The organism is Nocardioides sp. S5-5, from assembly GCF_054954065.1.
In genome coordinates, this window is sequence record NZ_CP199913.1 from 1,116,943 (window position 1) to 1,139,827 (window position 22,885).

Annotated in this window: 18 protein-coding genes; 13 read left to right on the forward strand and 5 right to left on the reverse strand. The window is 72.6% G+C overall.

Going from position 1 to position 22,885, the window contains the following annotated elements; translation table 11 throughout:
• Positions 1 to 157 precede the first annotated feature (157 nt).
• The 3 genes from ACUP6Y_RS05305 to ACUP6Y_RS05315 all read left to right on the forward strand — a co-directional run bounded on the left by ACUP6Y_RS05305 (position 158) and on the right by ACUP6Y_RS05315 (position 3,485).
• On the forward strand, positions 158 to 1,018 hold the full coding sequence (locus ACUP6Y_RS05305) for a GNAT family N-acetyltransferase (protein ID WP_462554604.1): 861 nt from the start codon (positions 158 to 160) through the stop codon (positions 1,016 to 1,018).
• A 71-nt stretch (positions 1,019 to 1,089) separates the two neighbouring features.
• On the forward strand, positions 1,090 to 2,481 hold the full coding sequence (locus tag ACUP6Y_RS05310; RefSeq protein WP_462554605.1) for a cytochrome ubiquinol oxidase subunit I: 1,392 nt from the start codon (positions 1,090 to 1,092) through the stop codon (positions 2,479 to 2,481).
• Entirely contained in the window at positions 2,478 to 3,485 is a 1,008-nt protein-coding gene (locus ACUP6Y_RS05315) for a cytochrome d ubiquinol oxidase subunit II (RefSeq protein WP_462554606.1), read from the forward strand. Before ACUP6Y_RS05310 ends, ACUP6Y_RS05315 begins: the two co-directional genes overlap by 4 nt.
• On the opposite strand, the gene zwf is transcribed toward ACUP6Y_RS05315, so the two are convergent.
• Positions 3,479 to 4,933, reverse strand: a complete 1,455-nt coding sequence (gene zwf / locus ACUP6Y_RS05320; RefSeq protein ID WP_462554607.1) for a glucose-6-phosphate dehydrogenase — start codon at positions 4,931 to 4,933, stop codon at positions 3,479 to 3,481. The genes ACUP6Y_RS05315 and zwf overlap by 7 nt on opposite strands.
• Before the next feature lie 58 nt (positions 4,934 to 4,991).
• Here zwf and guaB point away from each other — a divergent pair, with 58 nt between their 5' ends.
• The 3 genes from guaB to ACUP6Y_RS05335 all read left to right on the forward strand — a co-directional run bounded on the left by guaB (position 4,992) and on the right by ACUP6Y_RS05335 (position 8,313).
• The gene (guaB, locus tag ACUP6Y_RS05325) at positions 4,992 to 6,491 is read left to right on the forward strand and encodes an IMP dehydrogenase (protein WP_462554608.1); all 1,500 of its coding nucleotides are present in this window, start codon (positions 4,992 to 4,994) and stop codon (positions 6,489 to 6,491) included.
• A 131-nt stretch (positions 6,492 to 6,622) separates the two neighbouring features.
• Positions 6,623 to 7,168 carry a Uma2 family endonuclease gene (locus tag ACUP6Y_RS05330; protein ID WP_462554609.1) on the forward strand — a complete coding sequence of 182 codons (546 nt, stop codon included), beginning with the start codon at positions 6,623 to 6,625 and terminating at the stop codon, positions 7,166 to 7,168.
• A gap of 38 nt (positions 7,169 to 7,206) precedes the next feature.
• Positions 7,207 to 8,313 (forward strand): GuaB3 family IMP dehydrogenase-related protein, encoded by a 1,107-nt coding sequence (locus tag ACUP6Y_RS05335; protein WP_462554610.1) that lies wholly within the window; start codon positions 7,207 to 7,209, stop codon positions 8,311 to 8,313.
• 18 nt (positions 8,314 to 8,331) lie between these two features.
• Here ACUP6Y_RS05335 and ACUP6Y_RS05340 read toward each other — a convergent pair whose 3' ends face one another.
• On the reverse strand, positions 8,332 to 8,919 hold the full coding sequence (locus ACUP6Y_RS05340; protein WP_462554611.1) for a TetR-like C-terminal domain-containing protein: 588 nt from the start codon (positions 8,917 to 8,919) through the stop codon (positions 8,332 to 8,334).
• Between the two features lie 89 nt (positions 8,920 to 9,008).
• Here ACUP6Y_RS05340 and ACUP6Y_RS05345 point away from each other — a divergent pair, with 89 nt between their 5' ends.
• From ACUP6Y_RS05345 to ACUP6Y_RS05375, 7 genes are all read left to right on the forward strand, one after another.
• The gene (locus ACUP6Y_RS05345; protein WP_462554612.1) at positions 9,009 to 10,163 is read left to right on the forward strand and encodes a phosphotransferase family protein; all 1,155 of its coding nucleotides are present in this window, start codon (positions 9,009 to 9,011) and stop codon (positions 10,161 to 10,163) included.
• Positions 10,160 to 11,350: a hypothetical protein gene (locus tag ACUP6Y_RS05350; RefSeq protein ID WP_462554614.1), complete on the forward strand. Its 1,191-nt coding sequence runs from the start codon at positions 10,160 to 10,162 to the stop codon at positions 11,348 to 11,350. Before ACUP6Y_RS05345 ends, ACUP6Y_RS05350 begins: the two co-directional genes overlap by 4 nt.
• Positions 11,347 to 12,798 carry an aldehyde dehydrogenase gene (locus ACUP6Y_RS05355; protein WP_462554615.1) on the forward strand — a complete coding sequence of 484 codons (1,452 nt, stop codon included), beginning with the start codon at positions 11,347 to 11,349 and terminating at the stop codon, positions 12,796 to 12,798. The genes ACUP6Y_RS05350 and ACUP6Y_RS05355 overlap by 4 nt, the downstream gene beginning before the upstream one ends.
• A gap of 168 nt (positions 12,799 to 12,966) precedes the next feature.
• Positions 12,967 to 14,586, forward strand: a complete 1,620-nt coding sequence (locus ACUP6Y_RS05360) for a succinic semialdehyde dehydrogenase (protein WP_462554616.1) — start codon at positions 12,967 to 12,969, stop codon at positions 14,584 to 14,586.
• Positions 14,587 to 14,589: 3 nt separating this feature from the next.
• Positions 14,590 to 16,305 (forward strand): GMC oxidoreductase, encoded by a 1,716-nt coding sequence (locus ACUP6Y_RS05365; RefSeq protein ID WP_462554617.1) that lies wholly within the window; start codon positions 14,590 to 14,592, stop codon positions 16,303 to 16,305.
• Positions 16,306 to 16,532: 227 nt separating this feature from the next.
• Entirely contained in the window at positions 16,533 to 18,116 is a 1,584-nt protein-coding gene (guaA, locus tag ACUP6Y_RS05370; RefSeq protein WP_462554618.1) for a glutamine-hydrolyzing GMP synthase, read from the forward strand.
• 125 nt (positions 18,117 to 18,241) lie between these two features.
• Entirely contained in the window at positions 18,242 to 20,890 is a 2,649-nt protein-coding gene (locus ACUP6Y_RS05375; protein WP_462554619.1) for an EAL domain-containing protein, read from the forward strand.
• Here ACUP6Y_RS05375 and ACUP6Y_RS05380 read toward each other — a convergent pair.
• The 3 genes from ACUP6Y_RS05380 to ACUP6Y_RS05390 all read right to left on the reverse strand — a co-directional run bounded on the left by ACUP6Y_RS05380 (position 20,887) and on the right by ACUP6Y_RS05390 (position 22,830).
• On the reverse strand, positions 20,887 to 21,030 hold the full coding sequence (locus tag ACUP6Y_RS05380; RefSeq protein ID WP_174245237.1) for a GPGG-motif small membrane protein: 144 nt from the start codon (positions 21,028 to 21,030) through the stop codon (positions 20,887 to 20,889). The genes ACUP6Y_RS05375 and ACUP6Y_RS05380 overlap by 4 nt on opposite strands.
• Before the next feature lie 67 nt (positions 21,031 to 21,097).
• Positions 21,098 to 21,559 (reverse strand): DUF5709 domain-containing protein, encoded by a 462-nt coding sequence (locus ACUP6Y_RS05385; RefSeq protein WP_462554620.1) that lies wholly within the window; start codon positions 21,557 to 21,559, stop codon positions 21,098 to 21,100.
• A gap of 101 nt (positions 21,560 to 21,660) precedes the next feature.
• A complete protein-coding gene (locus tag ACUP6Y_RS05390; protein WP_462554621.1) occupies positions 21,661 to 22,830 on the reverse strand; it encodes an ROK family transcriptional regulator in 1,170 nt (389 codons plus the stop codon).
• Positions 22,831 to 22,885: the final 55 nt, after the last annotated feature.

Here is a 22,885-nt window from a genome sequence, read left to right on the forward strand (position 1 = left end):
TGTCCGGCCCGGCGTCCTCCTCGGAGGGCGCCGGGCCGGTCTGTTTCGCCGACCCGGCGCAAAGTGACGCATCACTTTGGGCCGGCTCGCTGATGGGGAGACCGGTGCGAAACATCGATGATCGCGCCGCGTGACCTTCGTCCGGCATAGTGTGGGCATGCTGTGGCGTGTGCGAGCCGGACTGCCCGACCGCCCCGGAGCCCTGGCGGAGCTGGCGGCAGCCTGCGGCCGGGCCGGGGTCAACATCCAGACCGTCCAGGTCTTCCCCGAGGGGACCTCGGTGACCGACGAGCTGGTCCTGCAGGTGCCCCCGGACTGGACCGCCGAGCAGCTCCATGAGCTGGTCGGTGCGGCGGGTGGCGAGTCGGTGGGCGCCGTACCGGTGACATCGGCGGCGCTCGAGGACCAGCCGACCCGCTATGTGCAGGCGGTGCGCGCGATCATCGCGCAGCCGGCGCGGTTCCCGGAGGTGGCGGCGCACCTGTTCGACGCCGACGTCGCGCCCAGCGACGGGTCCGAGGACGTGCTGGAGATGACGATCGGCGCCTCGACCACGATCCAGGTACGCCGTGACACGCCCTTCACCTCGATCGAGCGGGCCCGGGCCGCGGCGCTGGCCGAGCTCGTCGGGGAGGTGCTCGACGCGCAGGTGCCGCCGGCGCCGCAGCAGCCGGCGGCGGGCGATCCCGACTTCGTCACGACGGGCGCCGTCGTGTCCGCGCTCGCCGCGGGCAAGGTGGCCGGCCGGGCCGAGTTCACCTCGACGGAGGGCGACGAGCCGTGGCCGGTGGACCTGTGGGTCGACCCGGCCTGGCACCGCCGCGGCGTCGGCACCCGGCTGCTCGCCGACGTCGCCCGCGCGGCGCGCTCGGCGGGCGCGGAGGAGATCGTGCTGACCGCGCCCTCGGACACCAAGGCGGTGCTGCCGATGGTGCTGGCGGCCGGCATGCGCGGGCGGATCCGGATGGCGGGGGAGTCCCTCACCGTGCGGATCGCCCTCACCGACCTGCGTCGCTGAGCCGGTGCGTGTGGCGGACCTGACACCCGCCACGACTTTGTGAACGCATTCACAAGCGCTACGGTCGAGGAGTGCTGACCCCCCACGTCGTCACCGCCCTCACCCGCCTCGCCACCGAGGCGGAGCCCCCCGGCCTGTTGCCCGCCCGCGAGCAGATGGCGCTCTCGCTCGGCTGGCACATCGTGCTGGCCTGCTTCGGCGTCGCGTTCCCCGCGATGATCTTCGTGATGCACCTGCGCGGCATCCGCCGCGACGACCCGGTCGCGCTCGGTCTCGCCAGGCGCTGGGCCAAGGTGTCCGCCGTGCTCTTCGCCATCGGCGCGGTCTCCGGCACCGTCCTCAGCTTCGAGATGGGCCTGCTGTGGCCCGGCCTGATGGGGACCTACGGCGACGTGCTCGGCCTGCCCTTCGCCTTCGAGGGCCTGGCGTTCTTCCTGGAGGCGATCTTCCTCGGCATCTACCTCTACGGCTGGGGCCGGATGCCACCGACGCGGCACGTGCTGATGGTGCTCCCGATGGCGGTCACCGGGATCATCGGCGCCTACTGCGTGCTGGCGGTCAACGCCTGGATGAACGTGCCGACCGGCTTCGACATCGTCGGCGGCGAGGTCACGAACGTGCAGCCGTGGGCGGTGCTGTTCAACCAGCACGCCTTCCTCCAGTTCGCGCACATGTGGGTCGGCGCCTACATGCTCGTCGGCTTCACCATCGCCGGCGTGTACGCGGTCGGCATGCTCCGCGGCCGTCGCGACGCCCACCACCGGCTCGGCTTCCTGGTCCCCTTCGTCTTCGCGTCGATCGCCGCGGTCACCCAGCCCTTCGTCGGGCACGTCCTCGGCTTCGGCCTCGACGAGCGCCAGCCGGCCAAGCTGGCGGCCTTCGAGCTCGCCGAGACCACCGAGAGCCCCTCGCCCCTGCGGCTCGGGGGCGTCCTGGTCGACGGCGAGGTGAAGTGGTCGATCGACATCCCGCGGCTGGGCTCGCTGATCGCGATGAACTCGCCCGACAGGCCGGTCCCCGGGCTCGACACCATCCCGGAGAAGGACCGGCCGCCGGTCAACCTGACGCACCTGGCCTTCCAGACCATGGTCGGCATCGGCACCCTGCTCGCCGCCACGGTCGTGCTCTTCTGGTTCCAGCGCCGACGCGGGCGCGACCTGCTCGAGAGGAGGTGGTTCCTGCGCTTCGCCGCGGCCGCCGGCCCGCTGGCGGTGGTCGCCCTCGAGGCCGGCTGGATCGCCACCGAGGTCGGCCGCCAGCCCTGGATCGTGTACGACGTCATGCGCACCACCGACGCTGTCGGCGACTACACCGCCGGCCTGTGGTGGCTGCTCGGCATCAGCACCGTCGTCTACACCGCGATGACGGTCGGCGCGGTCGTCGTCCTGCGCTCGATGGCCCGCCGCTGGCGGGCCGGTGACGCCGACCTGCCGAGCCCCTACGCGCCGGAGGTCTCGTCGTGACCCTCGAGCTCGCCGTCGCCGCGGCGCTCTTCGTCGGCGTCATCGCGTACGCCGTGCTCGGCGGCGCCGACTTCGGCTCCGGCTTCTTCGACCTCACCGCCGGCAGCAGCAGGCGTGGCGCCGAGCTGCGCACCCTCGTGGACCACAGCATCGGGCCGGTCTGGGAGGCCAACCACGTCTGGCTGATCTACGTGCTGGTGATCTGGTGGACCGGCTTCCCCGAGTCCTTCGCGGCCGCGATGTCGACGCTGGTCCTCCCGCTGCTCCTCGCCCTGCTCGGGATCGTGCTGCGCGGCGCGAGCTTCGCGTTCCGCAAGTACGCCGCCACGCTCGCCCAGGCCCGGCTGTTCGGCATCGTGTTCGCCACCTCGTCGATCATCACGCCGTTCTTCCTCGGCACCGTCGCGGGCGCGATCGCCTCCGGGCGGGTCCCGCTCGACGGCACCGGCGACCGCTGGTCGTCGTGGGTGAACCCGACCTCGCTGTTCGGGGGCGTGATCGCGGTCGGCACCTGCGCCTTCCTCGCCGGCGCCTTCCTGGTCGCCGACGCCCGTCGCAGCGGGCAGGACCGGCTCGCCGACGAGCTGCGCGTGCGCGCCCTCGGCGTCGGCGCGGCCACCGGCGCGATCGTGTTCGCCGCGCTGGTCCCGCTCGACCACGACGCCCCGACGCTGGCCGCCGGGCTCGAGGGCCGCGCCGCGCCGCTCGTCGTGCTCGCCGGCCTGGCCGGTCTCGCCACGATGGTGCTGCTCTGGACCCGGCGGTACGCCGTCGCGCGGATCACGGCCGTCCTCGCCGTCGCCGCCGTGGTCTCGGGGTGGGGCGTGGGCCAGTACCCGTGGCTGCTCGTGGACGAGGTGACCATCGCCGACGCGGCGGGGGCGACCGCGACCCTGCAGGGGCTGCTCGTCGCCGTCGGGCTGGCGGTGGTGGTCGTCGTACCGCCGCTGGCCTATCTGTTCCGGCTCACCCAGTCGGAGGAGTGGTCGCGCCCCGATCACTGACCGTTCGGTGCGGCCGGGTGGTTGCCCAGGCGCCACCCGCCCAGCGGCAGCTGGAGCGCCGGCGCGGGTCCCCAGGTGCCGGGGGCGTACGGCTCGACCGGCGGGCGGCGGTCGAGCACGGGCTGGAAGATCTCCCAGAGCCGATCGACCTCCTCGGAGCTGATGAACAGCGTCCGGTCGCCGCGCATCACGTCGAGGAGCAGTCGCTCGTAGGCCTCCAGCGGGTCGGCGCCGGGGACGTCGCCGACGAGGTCGAGCCGGAACACGCCCTCCACGAGGGCCATGTCGGGGCCGGGCCGCTTCGCGCGCACGTCGATCGCGATCCGGGGCTGGTCGGCCAGGTCGATGACCAGCTCGTTGGGTGCCGGGATCCCGCCGTCCTCGGGCTTGAGCCAGCGGTGCCGCGGGTCGCGGAAGCGGACGGTGATGGTGCGGCTGCCCTCGGCCAGGGCCTTGCCGGTGCGCAGGTAGAACGGGACGTCGCGCCAGCGGTCGTTGTCGATCCAGACCTCGGCGGCGACGAAGGTCTCCACCGGGGAGTCGGCGGCGACGTCGGGCTCGTCGCGGTAGCCGTCGTACTGCCCGAACACGACCCGCTCGGGGTCGATCGGCCGGACCGCGGAGAAGGTCGCGGCCTTCGCGGCGCGGATCGCGGACGCGCGGAACGCGTGGGGGTCCTCGAGCGCGACGAAGCCGAGCAGCTGGGCCAGGTGGGTGGTGACCATGTCGCGCAGGCAGCCGGTGCCCTCGTAGAAGCTGCCGCGGCCCTCGACCGTGAGCCTCTCCGGCACGTCGATCTGCACCGACTCGATCGAGTGGCGGTTCCACGCGGGCTCGAACAGGCCGTTCGCGAAGCGCAGCGCGAGGATGTTCTGCACGGCCTCCTTGCCGAGGAAGTGGTCGATCCGGAACACCTGGTCGCCGTCGAACGCCGAGGACAGCACGGCCTGCAGGTCGCGGGCGGTCGCGAGGTCGGTGCCGAACGGCTTCTCGGTGACCAGCCGCGAACGGGCGACCAGGTCCTCGCGATCGAGCATCCCGACCATGCCCTTGACCGCGCCGGGCGGGACCGACAGATAGAGCAGCCGGCGCACGTCGCCCAGCAGGCAGCCGCAGGTCGCCAGGATCCGGTCCTCGGCCTCCTCGACCGCCCGGGCCAGCGCGCTGCCGTCGTCGGCGGAGGACGCGACGAAGCGGGTCCGCTCGAGCAGCGGCCCGGCCACGGACTCGTCGACGTCGCCGACGAACTCGGCCAGCGCGTCTCGCACGTGACGCCGGAAGTCGTCGTCGCTGCCGGGGGAGTGGCGCCCGCTGCCGATCACCTCGACGTGGTCGGGCAGCCGGCCGGCGGCGGCCAGCCGGTAGAGGCCGGGGAAGAGCTTTCGGGCGGCCAGGTCGCCGGTCGCGCCGAACAGGACGAGGACGTGCGGGGACAAGTCGGAGGCCACGCCCCCAGCCTCTCGGACCCGTCAAGGGGTGAGCCCGATCACGGCCTAGACTGGTCGGGTGGAGGTCCCCGACAAGTTCGCCGCGCTCGGTCTCACCTACGACGACGTCCTGCTGCTGCCCGGTCATTCCGACCTGGCGCCGGACGAGATCGACACCACCTCGCGGCTGACCCGCGAGATCTCCCTCAAGTCGCCGCTGGTCAGTGCCGCGATGGACACGGTGACCGAGTCGCGGATGGCCATCGCCATGGCGCGCCAGGGCGGCATCGGGATCCTGCACCGCAACCTGTCCGCCGAGGAGCAGGCCTACCAGGTCGACCTCGTGAAGCGGACCCAGACCGGCATCATCTCCAACCCGGTCACCATCGGCCCCGACGCGACGCTCGAGGAGCTCGACCGGATCTGCGGCGAGTACCGCGTCTCCGGACTCCCCGTCGTCGACGCCGACAACCGCCTGCTCGGCATCTGCACCAACCGCGACCTGCGCTTCACCCCCGTCGCGGAGTGGGCGACCACCAAGGTCGACGAGGTGATGACGCCGATGCCGCTGTTCACCGGCGCCGTCGGCATCAGCCGCGACGAGGCGACCGCGCTGCTGCGCAAGCACAAGCGCGAGCGGCTCCCGCTGGTCGACGACCAGGGGCGGCTCGGCGGCCTGATCACGGTCAAGGACTTCGTGAAGTCCGAGCAGTTCCCGCTCGCCTCCAAGGACGGCGACGGTCGGTTGATGGTCGGCGCCGCGATCGGCTACTTCGGCGACGCCTGGGAGCGGGCCACCGGCCTGATCGAGGCGGGTGTCGACGTCCTCGTCGCCGACACCGCGCACGGCCACGTCACCCTGCTGCTCGACATGGTCCGCCGGCTCAAGTCCGACCCGGCCACCAAGCACGTCCAGGTCATCGGCGGCAACGTCGCCACCCGCGAGGGCGCCCAGGCGTTCGTCGACGCCGGCGCGGACGCGGTGAAGGTGGGCTTCGGGCCCGGCTCGATCTGCACGACGCGCGTGGTCACCGGCTGCGGCGTCCCCCAGGTCACCGCGGTCTACGAGGCCTCCCTCGCGGCCGGGCCGGCCGGCGTCCCGGTCATCGCCGACGGCGGCCTGCAGCAGTCCGGCGACATCGCCAAGGCCATCGTCGCCGGCGCCGAGTCGGTGATGATCGGCTCCATGCTCGCCGGCTGCGAGGAGTCGCCCGGCGAGGTCGTCTTCCACCAGGGCAAGCAGTACAAGGCCTACCGCGGCATGGGCTCGCTCGCCGCGATGTCCTCGCGCGGCAAGAAGTCCTACTCCAAGGACCGCTACTTCCAGGCCGAGGTCACCAGCGACGACAAGATCGTCCCGGAGGGCATCGAGGGCCGGGTCGCCTACAAGGGCCCGCTCGCCGGCGTCGCCCACCAGCTGCTCGGCGGCCTGTCCCAGTCGATGTTCTACGTCGGCGCGCAGACCATCCCCGAGCTGCAGGAGAAGGGCCGGTTCATCCGGATCACCTCGGCCTCGCTCAAGGAGAGCCACCCGCACGACATCGAGATGACCGTCGAGGCGCCCAACTACCACCGGTGACCACCGCTGTGCGGCGGCCTGTGGATGAGTTCGGCTAGTGTCGGCCATCTGAGGTGTACTTCCTGACGACCTGATCTCGGGTCCGTCCTGGAAGGAGAACCGATGTGTCCGTCGCACTCGCTGGAGATCCTGTGGAAACACTGCTGCGCATCCCCATGTCGTACGAGGAGTACCAGGCGCTGCCCGAGCATCCCCGTGCGGAATGGGTCGACGGGATCGTGGTCATGAGCCCGCAGTCGCCTTCCGTCCGCCACCAGCAGGCGGCAAGACGACTGGCGAACGTGGTGGAGGACGCGCTGCCCATGCTGACGGTCGTCGAGGCGGTTGACGTGCGTCTGCCGCGCAACCGCGAGCGGGTTCCGGACATCGTGGTGACGCTCGTCGAACCGGAGTCGCTGCCGATCGAGGCGGCCGAGCAGCCGCCGATCCTGGTGGTGGAGGTGCTCTCGCGCTGGACGCGGGGCGAGGACCTGCTCCGCAAGGCGCCGGAGTACGCCGAGGCGGGGATCGGTCAGTACTGGGTCGTCGACACCGACACTCGCACCATCGAGGTCCAGGCCAACGTCGAGGGCCGCTGGGAGCTCGTGGCCACCGTCGATGACGCGAACCCGACCGCCGACGTACCGGTCGGCGACCACGGCACCGTGACGGTCGACCTGGCCGCCGTCCTGCGCTGAGCGCGGGTTCTGCGGCGCCGCCCGATATCCTCCTCGGCGTGAGCGACATCGAGATCGGCCGCGCCAAGCGGGCCCGGACGGCGTACTCCTTCGACGACATCGCGATCGTGCCCTCCCGGCGCACGCGCGACCCCGAGGAGGTCAGCGTCGACTGGCAGATCGACGCCTACCGGTTCTCCCTGCCGATCCTCGCCGCGCCGATGGACTCGGTGATGTCGCCGAGGACCGCGATCGACTTCGGCCGCTTCGGCGGCCTGGGCGTGCTCAACCTCGAGGGCCTGTGGACCCGGTACGACGACCCGCAGCCGCTCCTCGACGAGGTCGCCGGGCTGCAGGGGGTCGAGGCCACCCGGCGCCTGCAGGAGATCTACGCCGAGCCGATCAAGGCCGAGCTGATCACCGAGCGGCTGCGCGAGGTGCGCGAAGCCGGCGTGACGGTGGCGGGCTCGCTGTCGCCGCAGCGGACCAAGGAGTTCGCCAAGACGGTGACCGACGCGGGCGTCGACCTGTTCGTCATCCGCGGCACCACCGTGTCGGCCGAGCACGTCTCCAGCCAGGCCGAGCCGCTGAACCTCAAGGAGTTCATCTACGAGCTCGACGTGCCGGTCATCGTCGGCGGCTGCGCCACCCACCAGGCCGCGTTGCACCTGATGCGCACCGGCGCGGCCGGCGTGCTCGTCGGCTTCGGCGGCGGCGCCGCCCACACCACCCGCACCGTCCTGGGCATCTCGGTGCCGATGGCCAGCGCGGTGGCCGACGTCGCCGCCGCGCGCCGCGACTACCTCGACGAGTCCGGCGGCCGCTACGTCCACGTCATCGCCGACGGCTCCATCGGCACCTCCGGCGACCTGGCCAAGGCGATCGCCTGCGGCGCCGACGCCGTCATGGTCGGCTCGCCCTTCGCCCGCGCCACCGACGCCCCCGGCCGCGGCTTCCACTGGGGCGCCGAGGCGCACCACGCCGACCTGCCGCGCGGCCAGCGGGTGCAGTTCGACCAGGTCGGCACCATCGAGGAGATCCTGTTCGGTCCCTCCCGGGTCGCCGACGGCACGATGAACCTGGTCGGCGCCCTCAAGCGCTCGATGGCCACCACCGGCTACACCGAGCTCAAGGAGTTCCAGCGCGTCGAGGTCGTCGCGCACTGAGCGTGACTCGAGGCTCGGTCACGGTCGCACGCTGCGCGCCAGCGTGCCGGTCAGCCGCTCCACCCAGGCGTCGTCGAGCTGCCCGGGCGTGAGCATCACCCCGGACAGCACGGCGCCGATGACCAGCCGGAGCAGGTCGTCGGCGCGGGTGGCGGGGTGGGCCTCGCCGGCCTCGACGGCGAGCCGGATCCGCTCGTCGAAGGCCAGGAAGACCCCGGCGAAGCGCTGCATCATCGCCTCGTGCAGGTCGGGCCAGGTGGTGACCTCGGCGAGCAGGGCGGGGAGGGCGGCCGCGCCGACAGGGGAGCAGAGGGCGTCGCGGGTGCCGCGGACGACGCCGGCCAGGTCCTCCGCCAGCGAGCCGCCGAGGTGCATCTCGAGGGCCAGCTCGCCGGGAAAGGCGGCCTCGTGGACCAGGTGGGGGAGCGCGGGCCAGCGGCGGTAGAGGGCGGCCTTGGTGGTTCCGGCGCGGGCAGCAACAGCGGCGACGGTCACCGCGGCGTACCCGCCCGAGGCCAGCAGCTCGCGGACGGCGTCCAGAGCGGCCTGCTCGATCCGGGGATCGCGCGGGCGACCGGTGGCGCGCTTCTCGGACTGGGTCCCCACGACCTCTTCCCCTCTTTCGATACCGAGGGTACCGTAACGCTCGTCGTGACATAGAACACGTTCTATTGACGTGGGCGTCAGGAGGATCCGTGAGCGAGTCGTTGCCCGCAGAGATGGCCGAGCTGACCCTGCAGCGGTCCAGCCGCGGCCAGAGCGCGGTCCATGACCGCCTCGAGGAGTGGCTGACCCGCGTGCTGCCCGAGGGGGCCGCGCCCGAGGTGACCCTCCATGACGGGATCCAGACCAACGGCATGTCGAGCGAGACGGTGCCGCTCGCGATCACGACCAGCGAGGACGGCGACCGCGTCACCCGGGAGTACGTCGCCCGCGTGGCGCCGGCGGCGAGCGACCTGCCGGTTTTCGCGGAGTACCGCCTCACCGACCAGTACGACGCGATGCGCCTGGCCGGCGAGCTGGCCGGCGTACCCGTCCCGACGGTCGGCCTCAACGAGCCGACCGGCGAGGTGCTCGGCACCCCGTTCTTCCTGATGGACCGGCTCGACGGCGCGGTGCCACCGGACGTGCTGCCGTACCCGTTCGGCGACAACTGGCTCTTCGACGCCTCGCCCGAGCAGCAGCAGCGGCTGCAGCGCGGCACCGTCGCCGTGCTCGCCCGGCTGCACGCCATCCCCGGCGCCGCCGCCACCTTCGGCTTCCTCGACCCCGCGGTCACCGGCCACGCCGGCGCCACCCCGCTGGCACGGAACCTGGCGAAGACCCGGGCCTGGTACGACTACGCGATCACCACCGCCGAGGCGAGCCCGCGCTCGCCGCTGATCGAGCGCGGCCTGGCCTGGCTCGAGACCCACCTGCCCGCCGGCGAGGGGGAGCCGGTGCTGGTCTGGGGCGACGCCCGGATCGGCAACGTCATGTACCGCGACTTCGAGCCGGTCGCCGTCCTCGACTGGGAGATGGCCACCCTCGGTCCCCGCGAGATGGACCTCGCCTGGCTGGTCTTCGCCCACCAGGTCTTCCAGGAGATCGCGACCATGCTCGGCCTGCCCGGCATGCCGGACTTCCTGGCGACCGACGACGTCGTGGCGACCTACCGCGAGCTCACCGGCGTCGAGACCGGCGACCTGACCTGGTACCTGCTGCACGCCGCGGTCAGCTGGGGCTGCGTGTTCCTGCGCACCAGCGCCCGCCAGATCCACTTCGGCGAGATCGAGAGGCCCGCCGACCCGGAGTCCGTCTTCCACCACCGCCCGCTCCTCGAGCGACTCCTCGAGGAGGTCGGCGCATGAATCACCCCGCGAGCCTGCACGACGAGTACGTCGGCCTCGGCCCGCTCGACGAGTTCCCGATCCACCAGCTCCCGCGGCCCGTCGCCTGGGCGGGCAGCAGCGACCGCAACTTCTACGACCGCTGCTATCTCAACGCCCACGACCGCACCGGCGACCTGTTCCTCATCACCGGCCTCGGCTTCTACCCGAACCTCGGCACCAAGGACGCCTTCGTCCTGCTCCGCCGCACCGTCGACGGAAGGGACGAGCAGACCGCCGTCCACCTCGGCGACGCGGCCGACCCGCGCGGCGCCGACCGGATGGCCCAGCAGGTCGGCGGCTACCGGATCGAGGTGCTCGAGCCGCTGCGCAGGCTGCGCCTGGTCCTCGAGGAGACCGAGGGGATCGCGATGGACCTGACCTGGGAGGGCTCGTTCCCGGTCGTCCAGGAGCTGCCCCACGTGATGCGCCAGGGCAGCGGCACGACGCTCGACACGCAGCGCTTCGCCCAGCTCGGCACCTGGGAGGGCGTGCTCAGCGTCGACGGCACCGACATCGCGGTCACCCCCGAGCGCTGGGTGGGCAGCCGCGACCGATCGTGGGGCATCCGCCCCGTCGGCGAGGCGGCACCGGCCGGCAAGCCGGCCGACCCGGCCTTCGAGGGGATGTGGTGGCTGTACGTGCCGCTGCGCTTCGAGGACTTCTGCGTGGTCCTCATCATCCAGGAGACCCCCGACGGATTCCGCACGCTCAACGACTGCACCCGGGTCTGGCGCGACGGCCGGGTCGAGCAGCTCGGCTGGCCGCGGGTACGGATCCGCTACCCGCCCGGCACCCGGATCCCGACCGGCGCCACCATCGCCTGCACCACGCCCGACGGCGAGGAGCTCACCCTCGAGGTGACCTCCAGGCTGCCGGTGCCGCTCCACGTCGGCGGCGGCTACGGCGGCGACTCGGACTGGACCCACGGCCTGTGGAAGGGGCCGGCGTTCGCCGAGCGGCTGACCTACGACCTGAGCGACCCGGCCGTCGCCGGCCGGGTGATGTTCGGCGTGATCGACCACGTCGGGCAGGCCACGGTGCACGGCCCGGGGGCCGGCGTACCCGACGGCTCCGAGGGGTGGGGCCTGTTCGAGCACGGCGCCCTCGGGCGACACGACCCCTCCGGATTCAGCGACTGGTTCGATCTTGCGAAGGAGAACTCATGACCCTCGACCGCGACGCCCTGTTCATCGGCGGCAGCTGGGCGAAGCCCGCCACCGATGCCGTGCTGGAGGTGGTCTCGCCGCACTCCGAGGAGGTCATCGCGCGGGTTCCCGAGGGCAGCACCGCCGACATCGACGCTGCCGTCGCCGCCGCCCGCAGGGCCTTCGACGAGGGCCCGTGGCCGCGGCTGAGCCCGACCGAGCGGATCGAGATCGTGCAGAGCCTGTCCGGGCTCTACGCCGCCAGGCTGGAGGAGATGGCGAGGATCATCTCCACCGAGATGGGCTCGCCGATCTCCTTCAGCAACCTGGCCCAGGCCCCGGCCCCGTGGATGCAGATCGAGGCCTTCCTCGGGATCGCCCGGGAGTTCTCGTGGGAGGAGCGGCGTCCCGGCGTGCTCGGCGCCGACGTCGTGGTCCGGCACGAGCCGGTCGGTGTCGTCGCGGCCATCCCGCCGTGGAACGTCCCGCAGTTCACGATCCTGTCGAAGGTGGTCCCGGCGCTGCTGGCGGGCTGCACCGTGGTCGTGAAGCCGGCGCCGGAGACCCCGCTCGACGCGTACCTGCTCGCCGAGCTGCTGGTCGAGGCCGGCGTCCCCGAGGGTGTCGTCTCCATCGTCGCGGGTGGTCGCGAGGTCGGCGAGCACCTGGTCCGCCACCCGCTCGTCGACAAGGTCGCCTTCACCGGATCCACCGCCGCCGGCCGCCGGATCGGCGCGATCTGCGGCGAGCAGCTCAAGCGGGTCTCGCTCGAGCTCGGCGGCAAGTCCGCGGCGATCATCCTGGACGACGCCGACGAGTCCGCCGCGATCGAGGGCCTGAAGTTCCTCGGCGTGATGAACTCCGGCCAGGCCTGCGTCGCCCAGACCCGGGTGCTGGTCTCGCGGGAGCGGCACGACGCCTTCGCCGACGCCCTCGCCACCGCGATCGGCGACATGGTGGTCGGCGACCCGCTCGACCCGGCCACCGAGATCGGCCCGATGGTCGCCCGGCGCCAGGCCGAGCGGGTGGCGTCGTACATCCGGATCGGGCAGGACGAGGGCGCCCGGCTGCTCACCGGCGGCGACGGCCGCCCCGAGGGCCTCGACCGGGGCTGGTACGTCCGCCCGACCGTGTTCGCCGGCGTCGACAACCGGATGCGGATCGCCCAGGAGGAGATCTTCGGACCGGTCCTCTCGGTCGTCCCGTACGTCGACGTGGCCGACGCGGTCCGGATCGCCAACGACTCGGAGTACGGCCTGGCCGGCACCGTGTGGACCGCCGACCAGGAGGCCGGCCTCGAGGTGGCCCGCGGCGTGCGGACCGGCACCTACGGCGTCAACACCTACACCATGGACTTCGCGGCCCCCTTCGGCGGCTTCAAGGCCTCCGGGCTGGGCCGCGAGTTCGGACCCGAGGGGCTGGCGCAGTACACCGAGGCGAAGTCGGTCTACCTGCCGCCGCCGGCCTGAGCCGCTCGATACCGCTGGTGATGACCACGAGGCGAGGAAGCCGAGGTCGCGGCCTGGCCGGAACCGCTGGACCCGCAAGGGCACTTGACACTGCGGGGGAGTGTGTAAAGCAGCACATCTGTTACCGATCGGTAGCCGAGGGTGACCCTGCTCACCTACCCTCGTCCCATGAGCGAAGCGATTCCCGGTTCCGGTGGCCCGGTCGTGGACGGCCCGCACGATCCCGAGCACGACCCGCGGGCGTCGTACGCCCTCGAGCCGGAGCACGTCGCCCGGCTCACCGAGCGCATCGTCGCGACCACCGGGCGGACCACCCAGGTCTCCTCGCCGATCAACGGCGCCCCGCTCGCCAACATCCCGCAGTCGAGCACCGAGGACGTCGCCGAGGCGTTCCGCCGGGCGCGGGTCGCGCAGGCCGCGTGGGCGCGGGTGTCGATCGACGAGCGGGCCCGGATCCTGCACCGGCTGCACGACCTCGTGCTCGACCGCCAGGCCGAGATCATGGACCTGATCCAGCTCGAGTCCGGCAAGGCCCGCAAGCACGCGTTCGACGAGCCGCTGCACATCGCGCTCACCGCGCGCTACTACGCCCGCACCGCCCACCGGCACCTCGACACCCAGCGCCGTCCGGGTGTCGTGCCGGTGCTCACCAAGGTCGAGCTGAACCGGGTGCCGAAGGGCGTCGTCGGCATCATCTCGCCGTGGAACTACCCGTTCACGATGGCCCTGTGCGACGGTCTCCCGGCGCTGCTCGCCGGCAATGCCGTGGTCACCAAGCCCGACGCCCAGACCATGCTGTCCGCGCTGCTCGGCGCGCAGCTGCTCGAGGACGCCGGCTTCCCGCGCGACCTGTGGCAGGTCGTCGCCGGCCCCGGCCGTGAGCTCGGCACGCCGATCATCGAGCGCGCCGACTACATCTGCTTCACCGGCTCCACCGCCACCGGCAAGATCATCGCCAAGCAGGCCGCCGAGCGGCTGATCGGCTGCTCGCTCGAGCTGGGCGGCAAGAACCCGATCCTGGTGCTCCGCGACGCCGACGTGGAGCGGGCCGCCGAGGGCGCCGTACGGGCCTGCTTCTCCAACGCCGGCCAGCTGTGCGTCTCCACCGAGCGGATGTTCGTCGCCGACGCCGTCTACGACCGGTTCGTCGAGCGCTTCGTCGCCCGCACCAAGGCGATGAGCCTGGGCGCCACGCTCGACTGGGACGCCGACATGGGCACGCTGATCTCGGCGGACCAGCTCGAGACGGTCACCGCCCACGTCGAGGACGCGGTCGCCAAGGGCGCCCGGGTGCTGGCCGGCGGCAACGCGCGGCCCGACCTGGCGCCGCACTACTTCGAGCCGACCGTCCTCGAGGGCGTCACCCCCGAGATGACCTGCTTCGGCGACGAGACCTTCGGCCCGGTCGTCTCGATCTACCGCTTCCACGACGAGGCCGACGCGATCGCCCGCGCCAACGACGGCGAGTACGGCCTCAACGGCTCGGTCTACACCCGCGACACCGCCCGCGGCCGCGCGATCGCCCGCCAGATCAAGTGCGGCACGGTCAACGTCAACGAGGCCTTCGGCGCGACCTTCGCCAGCATCGACGCCCCGATGGGCGGCATGCGCGAGTCGGGCATGGGCCGGCGCCAGGGGGCCGAGGGGATCCACCGCTACACCGAGACCCAGTCGGTCGCCACCCAGCGGCTGATCCGGTTCGGGCCGATGCTCGGGATGTCCGACGAGGGCTACGCGAGGTTCATGTCGGCCTCGCTGCGGATCATGGACAAGCTGGGGCGGGCGTGAGACATGACTGACTTCGACTACGACGTCCTCGTCATCGGGTCCGGCTTCGGCGGCTCGGTCACCGCGCTGCGGCTGACCGAGAAGGGCTACAAGGTCGGCGTCCTCGAGGCCGGCGCGCGGTTCACCGACGCCGACTTCGCCGACACCTCCTGGGACCTGAAGAGATACCTCTACGCGCCGTCGGCCGGCTGCTACGGCATCCAGCGCATCGACATGGTCAAGGACTGCCTGATCCTCGCCGGCGCCGGCGTCGGCGGCGGCTCGCTGGTCTACGCCAACACGCTCTACGAGGCGCTCGAGCCGTTCTACGCCGACCCGTCGTGGGCCCACATCACCGACTGGAAGGCCGAGCTGGCGCCGTACTACGACCAGGCCAAGCGGATGCTGGGCGTGGTCACCTACCCGCGGATGACGCCGTCCGACGAGGTGATGAAGAAGGTCGCCGACGAGATGGGTGTGGGCGACAGCTTCCACGCCACGCCCGTGGGCGTCTTCTTCGGTGGCCCGGGGGCCTCGGCCGGGACGTCGGTCGAGGACCCGTACTTCGGCGGCGTGGGCCCGATCCGCAACACCTGCCGCGACTGCGGCGAGTGCATGACCGGATGCCGGCACAACGCGAAGAACACGCTGGTCAAGAACTACCTCTACCTCGCCGAGCGCAACGGCGCCGAGGTCCACCCGCTCACCACGGTCACCCGGGTCCGGCCCCTGGCCGGGGGCGGCTACCGGGTCGACACCCGCTGGACGAAGGCGAAGCTGTCGCGGCGCAGCGCCACCAAGACGTTCACCGCCGAGCAGGTCGTCTTCTCGGCGGCGGCGCTCGGCACCCAGAAGCTGCTCCACCGGCTCAAGGCGACGGGGGACCTGCCGCACGTCTCCGACCGGCTCGGGCACCTGACTCGCACCAACTCCGAGTCGATCCTCGGCGCGATCGCGCCGCAGGGCGCCGACGTCGACTACACCGACGGCGTCGCGATCACCTCCTCGTGGCACCCCGACGCGCACACCCACATCGAGCCGGTGCGCTACGGCAAGGGCAGCAACGCCATGTCGCTGATGCAGACCGTGCTCACCGACGGCGACGGCCCCGGCCCGCGCTGGAAGGTGTGGCTCAAGGAGCTGTGGAGGGAGCGGCGCCGGGTCCGCGACCTCTACGACGTCAGGCACTGGTCGGAGCGGGTGGTCATCGCGCTGGTCATGCAGTCGGTCGACAACTCGATCACGACCATCCCCAAGCGCGTCGCCGGCAAGTGGATCCTGTCCTCCAAGCAGGGCCACGGTGAGCCGAACCCGACCTGGATCCCCGCCGCCAACGACGCCGTACGCCGGATGGCGGCCGCGATGGGCGGCGGCACCGCCGGCGGCACCATCGGCGAGCCCTTCAACCGGCCGCTGACCGCCCACTTCATCGGCGGCTGCACCATCGGTGACAGCCCCGCGACCGGTGTGGTCGACGCCTACCAGCGGATGTTCGGCCACCCCGGACTGCACATCGTGGACGGCTCGACCATCTCGGCCAACCTCGGCGTGAACCCGTCGCTGACGATCACCGCCCAGGCCGAGCGGGCGATGGCGTACTGGCCCAACAAGGGGCAGGCGGACCCCCGTCCGGCCCTCGGTGAGGCCTATGCCTCGATCGAGCCGGTCGCTCCCCGCGCGCCCGTCGTCCCCGACGACGCCCCGGCGGCGCTGCGGCTGCCGATCGTCGGCGTGAGCTGAGGACTCGGCCGGCGCCAGAACTTTTCCCAACTTGTCCGAGACCGGCGTAACCCGCCCCGCGCGGCCTCGTTGATCCGAGCGAGCCCGGGAATCACGCTCCCTCCCGAAGCCCGGGCTCGGTCCAGGCACTGTCCATCAGCTGCGTGGACAATCAGGGCCCGGCCACCCTCCCTCCCCGGCCGGGCCCTGGTGCGTTTTCCAGGGTGGTTTCTCGCTACGATTCGCCCATGACGGCCGAGGAGAACCAGCCCGAGCACGATCTGGTCCTGGTGGTGGACTTCGGGGCGCAGTACGCCCAGCTGATCGCCCGCCGGGTGCGCGAGGCGCGGGTCTACTCCGAGATCGTGCCCCACACGATGCCGGTGGCCGAGCTGGTCGCGCGCAACCCGAAGGCGATCATCCTGTCCGGTGGCCCGTCGTCGGTCTACGAGGAGGGTGCGCCGGCGGTCGACCCGGCCATCTTCACGGCAGGCCCGTCGGTGTTCGGCATGTGCTACGGCTTCCAGCTGATGGCCGCCCACCTCGGCGGCACCGTCTCGGCGACCGGTGCCCGCGAGTACGGTCGCACCCGGGTCGCGATCCACCACCCCGGGACCCTGCTGAGCGGCATCCCGGCCGAGCACAGCGTGTGGATGTCCCACGGCGACTCGGTCAGCGCCGCGCCCGAGGGCTTCGCCGTCCTCGCCTCGACCGAGGTGACCCCGGTCGCCGCGTTCGAGGACGTCGACCGCGGCCTCGCCGGCGTCCAGTGGCACCCCGAGGTGCTGCACTCCGAGCACGGCCAGAAGGTCCTCGAGCACTTCCTCTGGGACATCGCCGGCTGCCGCCAGACCTGGACCATCGGCAACATCGCCGAGGAGCAGATCGCTCGGATCCGCGAGCAGGTCGGCCCCGAGGGCCGCGCCATCTGCGGCCTGTCCGGCGGCGTCGACTCCGCGGTCGCCGCGGCCATCGTGCAGAAGGCGATCGGTGACCGCCTCACCTGCGTGTACGTCGACCACGGCCTCATGCGCAAGGGCGAGACCGAGCAGATCGAGCGCGACTTCGTCGCCGCGACCGGCGCCAGGCTGGTCGTCGTCGACGCCGAGAAGCAGTTCCTCGACGCCCTCGCCGGCGTCTCCGAGCCGGAGGCCAAGCGCAAGATCATCGGCCGCGAGTTCATCCGCGCCTTCGAGGGCGCCGAGCTGGAGGTCGTCGAGGACGCCCCCGAGGGCGCCGGAGTCGGCTTCCTCGTCCAGGGCACGCTCTACCCCGACATTGTCGAGTCCGGTCACGGCGCCGGTACGTCGACCATCAAGTCCCACCACAATGTCGGCGGCCTGCCCGAGGACCTCGAGTTCGAGCTGGTCGAGCCGCTGCGCGAGCTGTTCAAGGACGAGGTGCGCGCCGTCGGCGCCCAGCTGGGCCTGCCCAGCGTCATCGTCCAGCGCCAGCCCTTCCCCGGTCCCGGCCTCGGCATCCGGATCATCGGCGAGGTCACCCGTGAGCGGCTCGACATCCTGCGCGAGGCCGACGCGATCGCCCGCGAGGAGATGACCGCCGCCGGCCTCGACGGCGACATCTGGCAGATGCCCGTCGTCCTCCTCGCCGACGTCCGCTCGGTCGGCGTCCAGGGCGACGGCCGCACCTACGGCCACCCCGTCGTCCTTCGGCCCGTCACCTCCGAGGACGCGATGACCGCCGACTGGGCGCGGCTGCCGTACGACGTGCTCGAGCGGATCTCCACCCGGATCACCAACGAGGTGGCCGAGGTCAACCGGGTGACGCTCGACGTCACCTCGAAGCCGCCGGGCACCATCGAGTGGGAGTGACCCGGGACCTCGGTCCCGGGGCGGCGGGTTCGGCTCCGCCCGGCCCGGCGCGTCCGTAGCATGGAAGGTCGGTGGAGCCGCCGTCTCGGAGAGCGCCTCGGCCGGCTCCCGGGAACGAGGTCACCATGGCGGGTGCTGCGCAGGCACTGACTGCGGAGCGGATCGCACGCGCCCTCGACCACGGGGACGTGGTCGTCCACTACCAGCCCTGCTACGACCTGCGCACCGGCGAGATGGTCGCGGTGGAGGCGCTGGCGCGGCTCTTCGACCGCGAGAGCGGTGACCTGGTGGAGCCGGCGGGCTTCCTCGACTCGCTCGAGGACTCGGGGCTGATCGTCCGGCTCGACGAGCTGGTGCTGTCGGTGGCGGCCGCCCAGGTCGCGCGGTGGCGCGGGCTCGCGGCCGGGCAGCGGCTGTGCCTGGCGGTCAACCTGTCGCCGGCCGACCTCGACGACCCGATGCTTCCGCGGCGCTTCCGTGGGGCGACCGAGGCGGCCGGGCTGCCGCTCGACGCGGTGATCGTCGAGCTCACCGAGACCGTGCTCTCGCGCACCGGGCAGGGCCACGAGCAGGTGCTCGCCGAGCTGGCCGAGCTCGGCTGCAACGTCACCCTCGACGACTTCGGCACCGGCAACGCGAGCTTCGACTACCTGCGCCGGTTCCGGGTCGACGGGGTCAAGATCGACCGCTCCTTCGTGCAGTTCCTGGGCTCGGGCGGCGCTCACGAGCGGATGGCCGAGTCGCTCGTCCGGTTCTGCCTGTCGCTGGGCGTCCACGTCGTGGCCGAGGGGATCGAGCGGCCGCAGCACGTCGCCGCCCTGCGTCGGCTGGGCTGCCCGTTCGGCCAGGGCTTCTTGATGAGCCGGCCGCTGGACGCCGAGGGGCTCGAGACGCTGCTGCGGACCGACGAGGTGCCGGCGGCGCTCGCCCACCCCGCGGACCACGGTGAGCTGCCGGCCCTCACGGCGGCGCCCACGGCACGGGTCTCGCTGCTGGAGCGGCTGGTGCCCCGCGTGCTCGCCGGCCTGGTGAGCCTGGTGCTCGTGCTGGTCGCCGCGCTCGTGGTGATGGGCCGGGCCGACACCGACGCCTCGCTGACCAGCGCCGCCGAGAACCGGCTCGAGGCGATCGACTCCCTGGCGGCCCGCGGGGTCGATCTGCGGCTGGGCGGGCTGCGCGACGCCGTGACCGCGTTCAGCCGCAGCGACGCCGTACGACGCGCGGTGGTCACCGGCGACCAGGAGCGGATGGACCTCGCGCTCGCGGCCCTCAGCTCGGCGACGACCGGCGTCTTCAACACCTCGCTGTACGACGCCTCCGGCACCATGCTCGACCTGGCGCCGCCCCAGCGCGAGCCGGAGGTGATCGGGCACGACTTCTCGTACCGGGAGTGGTACCGGCCCGCGGGTCGGCGCGACACGGCGTACGTGTCCCAGGCCTACCAGCTGATGACCCCTGAGCAGACCTGGGCGATCGCCGTCGCGGCCGCGGTGCGCGACCCCCGGGGCCGGATCCGCGGGTACGTCGTGGCGACCCTCGCGCTGTCGGGGATCCAGGCCGAGATGGAGGCGGTCTTTCGCCGGTACGGCGTCGCGGTCACCGTCGTCGACCGGCACGGCACCACCCTCGCCGACTCCAGCGGCGGGGTCGGCGTCACGACGACCGACCCGCGACTGCTCGGCGCGCGGGGCGCGGTCGACGGCACGGACGGCGAGCGGCTGTGGGCGGTCAGCGAGGTGGCCGCGATCGGCGGCTGGCTGCTGGTGGAGCAGGACCGGGACGCCGCCGTCGGGAGCGTCGAGGGCGGCACCGACCCGCTGCTCGCGGGCCTGGTCGTGGCGATCGGCTTCGTGCTGGTGCTGCTGTGGCTGGCCACCGACGCGAGGCGCCGGCGGCTCAAGGCCGACCTGCGCCGGTCGAACGCCTGGCTGACCTCGATCCTGGGCGCGACGCCCACGCCGGTGCTGGTGAGCGACACCGAGGGCCGGGTCCACCAGGCCAACGCCGCCGCGGCACAGCTGCTGGGCGTCCCCGTCGACTCCCTGCGCGGCCAGACCGTGCGCAGCTGGCTGACCACGCGGGACCAGCCGGCGACCGACGGCGGAGCGTTCACGGCCACCGTGGTGACCCGCGCCGGCGACGTGCGCCTGGTCGAGGTGCAGGTCCGCGGTCTCACCGGGCCGGGCGGCGAGCCGATGCGGCTGCACTCCCTGGTCGACGTCACGCCCCACCGCGAGGAGCAGGACCGGCTGCGCGCCCAGGGCCGGATCGACCCGCTCACCGGCGTGGCGAACCGGATCGCGCTCCAGGAGGCGCTCGCCGCCGCCTCGGCGCCCGGCCGGTCGCCGCACGCGCTGGTGATGCTCGACCTCGACCGGTTCAAGGCGGTCAACGACGACCTCGGGCACGCCGCCGGCGACAGCGTGCTCTGCGCGGTGGCCGACGTGCTGAACGATGCCGTCCAGGCCGACGACACGGTCTCCCGGGTCGGCGGCGACGAGTTCGTGCTCGTGGTCCGCCTCGACGAGCGCACCAGCCACGAGGTGCTCGCCGAGCACCTGCGCGGCCGGGTGCAGGAGGTCCTCGACGCGCACCCGTTCGCCTTGCACGTCCCGGTCGGGGTCAGCGTCGGCTCGGCCGCCGTCGGCCCCGACGGGCGTGACGCCGACGAGCTGCTGCGTCTCGCCGACGTGCGCATGTACGACGCCAAGCGGCGCCGTGGCCCGCGGGATCTACCGGGGCATCCGCACTCCGCGACGTCAGGCGGACTCTAGGTGAACAGGCTCACGCCGCCGGGCCCGACCAGCAGGCCGACCACGATCAGCACGATTCCCCAGAGCAGCTCACCCCGGAACAGGCTGAAGATGCCGGAGACCACCAGGATCACTGCCAGGATCCACAAGATGAGTGCCACGATTCCCTCCTTCGTCGGGGGCCTTCCGGCCCGGACATGAAGTACCCGGGTGTCGTCCGGGTAGACGTCACTCCTGCTCGTCGTCGGGAATGACGTGCATCGCTGCCTCCTCGGCGCTGGCCCCGGCGCCGTCGATGCCGACGTCCTCGGCCACCAGGTCCTGCTCCAGGTCGTCGCCGAGGCCCTCGTCGGGGTCGACCAGTCGCCCGGCGCGGTCGTCGCCGACCTCGGTCCCGGGCTGGTCGGCCTCGTGGGCGATCCCGTCGTCGGCACGCTCCGCCTCGGCCCGCGGGTCCGGCTCGGGCTCCTCCTCCGCGAGCCGGTCGTCGAGCGGCTGGTCGTGCGCCTGCTCCCACGGGGTGTTGCCGTAGCGCTGCCCCGCCGAGTACCTCTCCGGCGGGGAGTAGCCGCGGTCCAGCTCGTCGGCCACGTCGCCGTCGGCGAGGGTGTCCTCGGGCTGGAGCTGGGTCTCGTCGTCGACGCTGTAGTCGTCGTACTGCTCGGGGTCGTTCGGCTCGTTGGTCGTCATGCGCCTGCGGTACCCCATGGTCTCCGCGTCCTACGCGCTGGGCGCGTGGAATCACTCGCCCTGGCGTTCTCCTCGGGCTGGGCCGGTTCCGCGCCCACGGCTCAGTCGACGAGCAGCTCGGTCCGCTCCGCGGCGAGCAGCACGGCGCCGAGCAGCGAGGCGCGCTCGCCGAGCCGGCTGGAGACGACGGGGGTGAGGGCGAGGGTGTCGAGGGCGTGGCGGCGCAGCCCGATCCGGACCGACTCGAGCAGCAGCTCGCCGGCCCGGGCCATGTCGCCGCCGATGACGACGACCGAGGGGTTCATCAGGTTGACCACGGCGGCCAGGCCCCAGCCGAGGTGGAGGCCGGCGTCCTCGAGGGCGCGGCGGGCCAGCACATCGCCGGTCTCGGCGGTCGCGATGATCTCGTCGAGGCCGGCGCCGGGGAGCTGGCTGGCGAGCAGGCCCTGGACCGCCTGCACGGAGGTGTAGGTCTCCAGGCAGCCGCGGCTGCCGCAGCGGCACAGCGGGCCCTGCTCGTCGAAGGTGAGGTGCCCGATCTCGCCGGCGCTCCCGGCGGTGCCCTGGAACAGCTCGTTGCGCAAGATGATGCCGGCACCGACGCCGGAGGAGATCTTGACGAACACCGAGCTGTCGGCGCCGCGGCCGACGCCGATCCGGTGCTCGGCGAGGGCGCCGAGGTTGGCGTCGTTCTCGACGTCGACGGGTGCGCCGAAGGCCGCGGAGCCGACACTGCGGGCGTCGACGCTGCGCCAGCCGGGGAAGATCGCTGCGCTCTGCACCACCCCGTCGGTGACCGGCGCCGGCAGGCCGAGCCCGACGTGGCGCAGGGTCGCGCCCGCGGGCCGCAGCTCGTCGGCCATGGCGACGGCGAGCGCGAGCGCCTCCTGGTGGGGGAACTCCGGCGGGATCGCGCGGCGCTCCTCGGCGAGCACCCGGCCGGTGAGGTCGCCGATCGCGACGGCGAGGTGGCTGTGGCCGAAGTCGACGCCGGCGACGATGCCCGCCCCCTCCGAGAGTCGTACGGCGGAGCCGCGGCGCCCGCTGCCGGCCTCGGCGTCGACCAGCCCCGCCTGCCCGAGGTCGCGCACGATATTGGACACCGTGGCCCGGGCCAGCCCGGTCACCCGGGCCAGCTCCGCCTGCGTGAACACCGTCGCGGTCTCGCCGTCGGTGGTGGTGCGCAGGGCGTCGAGCACGCGCCGCTGGTTCGCCGTCCGCAGGGACGCGGTCGACCCGGGGGCGGCGAGGTCCGGGCGCTCCGACGTCATGGCGACACTGTGCATGCACGCGAGGTAATGGTCAAGAAATGGCCACAAAGTTGCT

Bases quoted from the DNA above. Each gene is read 5' to 3' on its own strand.
- ACUP6Y_RS05305 (WP_462554604.1), top strand. From the start codon at position 158: ATGCTGTGGCGTGTGCGAGCCGGACTGCCCGACCGCCCCGGAGCCCTG.
- ACUP6Y_RS05350 (WP_462554614.1), top strand. From the start codon at position 10,160: ATGAATCACCCCGCGAGCCTGCACGACGAGTACGTCGGCCTCGGCCCG.
- ACUP6Y_RS05355 (WP_462554615.1), top strand. From the start codon at position 11,347: ATGACCCTCGACCGCGACGCCCTGTTCATCGGCGGCAGCTGGGCGAAG.
- ACUP6Y_RS05360 (WP_462554616.1), top strand. From the start codon at position 12,967: ATGAGCGAAGCGATTCCCGGTTCCGGTGGCCCGGTCGTGGACGGCCCG.
- ACUP6Y_RS05365 (WP_462554617.1), top strand. From the start codon at position 14,590: ATGACTGACTTCGACTACGACGTCCTCGTCATCGGGTCCGGCTTCGGC.
- guaA (WP_462554618.1), top strand. From the start codon at position 16,533: ATGACGGCCGAGGAGAACCAGCCCGAGCACGATCTGGTCCTGGTGGTG.
- ACUP6Y_RS05375 (WP_462554619.1), top strand. From the start codon at position 18,242: ATGGCGGGTGCTGCGCAGGCACTGACTGCGGAGCGGATCGCACGCGCC.
- ACUP6Y_RS05385 (WP_462554620.1), bottom strand. From the start codon at position 21,559: ATGACGACCAACGAGCCGAACGACCCCGAGCAGTACGACGACTACAGC.
- ACUP6Y_RS05390 (WP_462554621.1), bottom strand. From the start codon at position 22,830: ATGACGTCGGAGCGCCCGGACCTCGCCGCCCCCGGGTCGACCGCGTCC.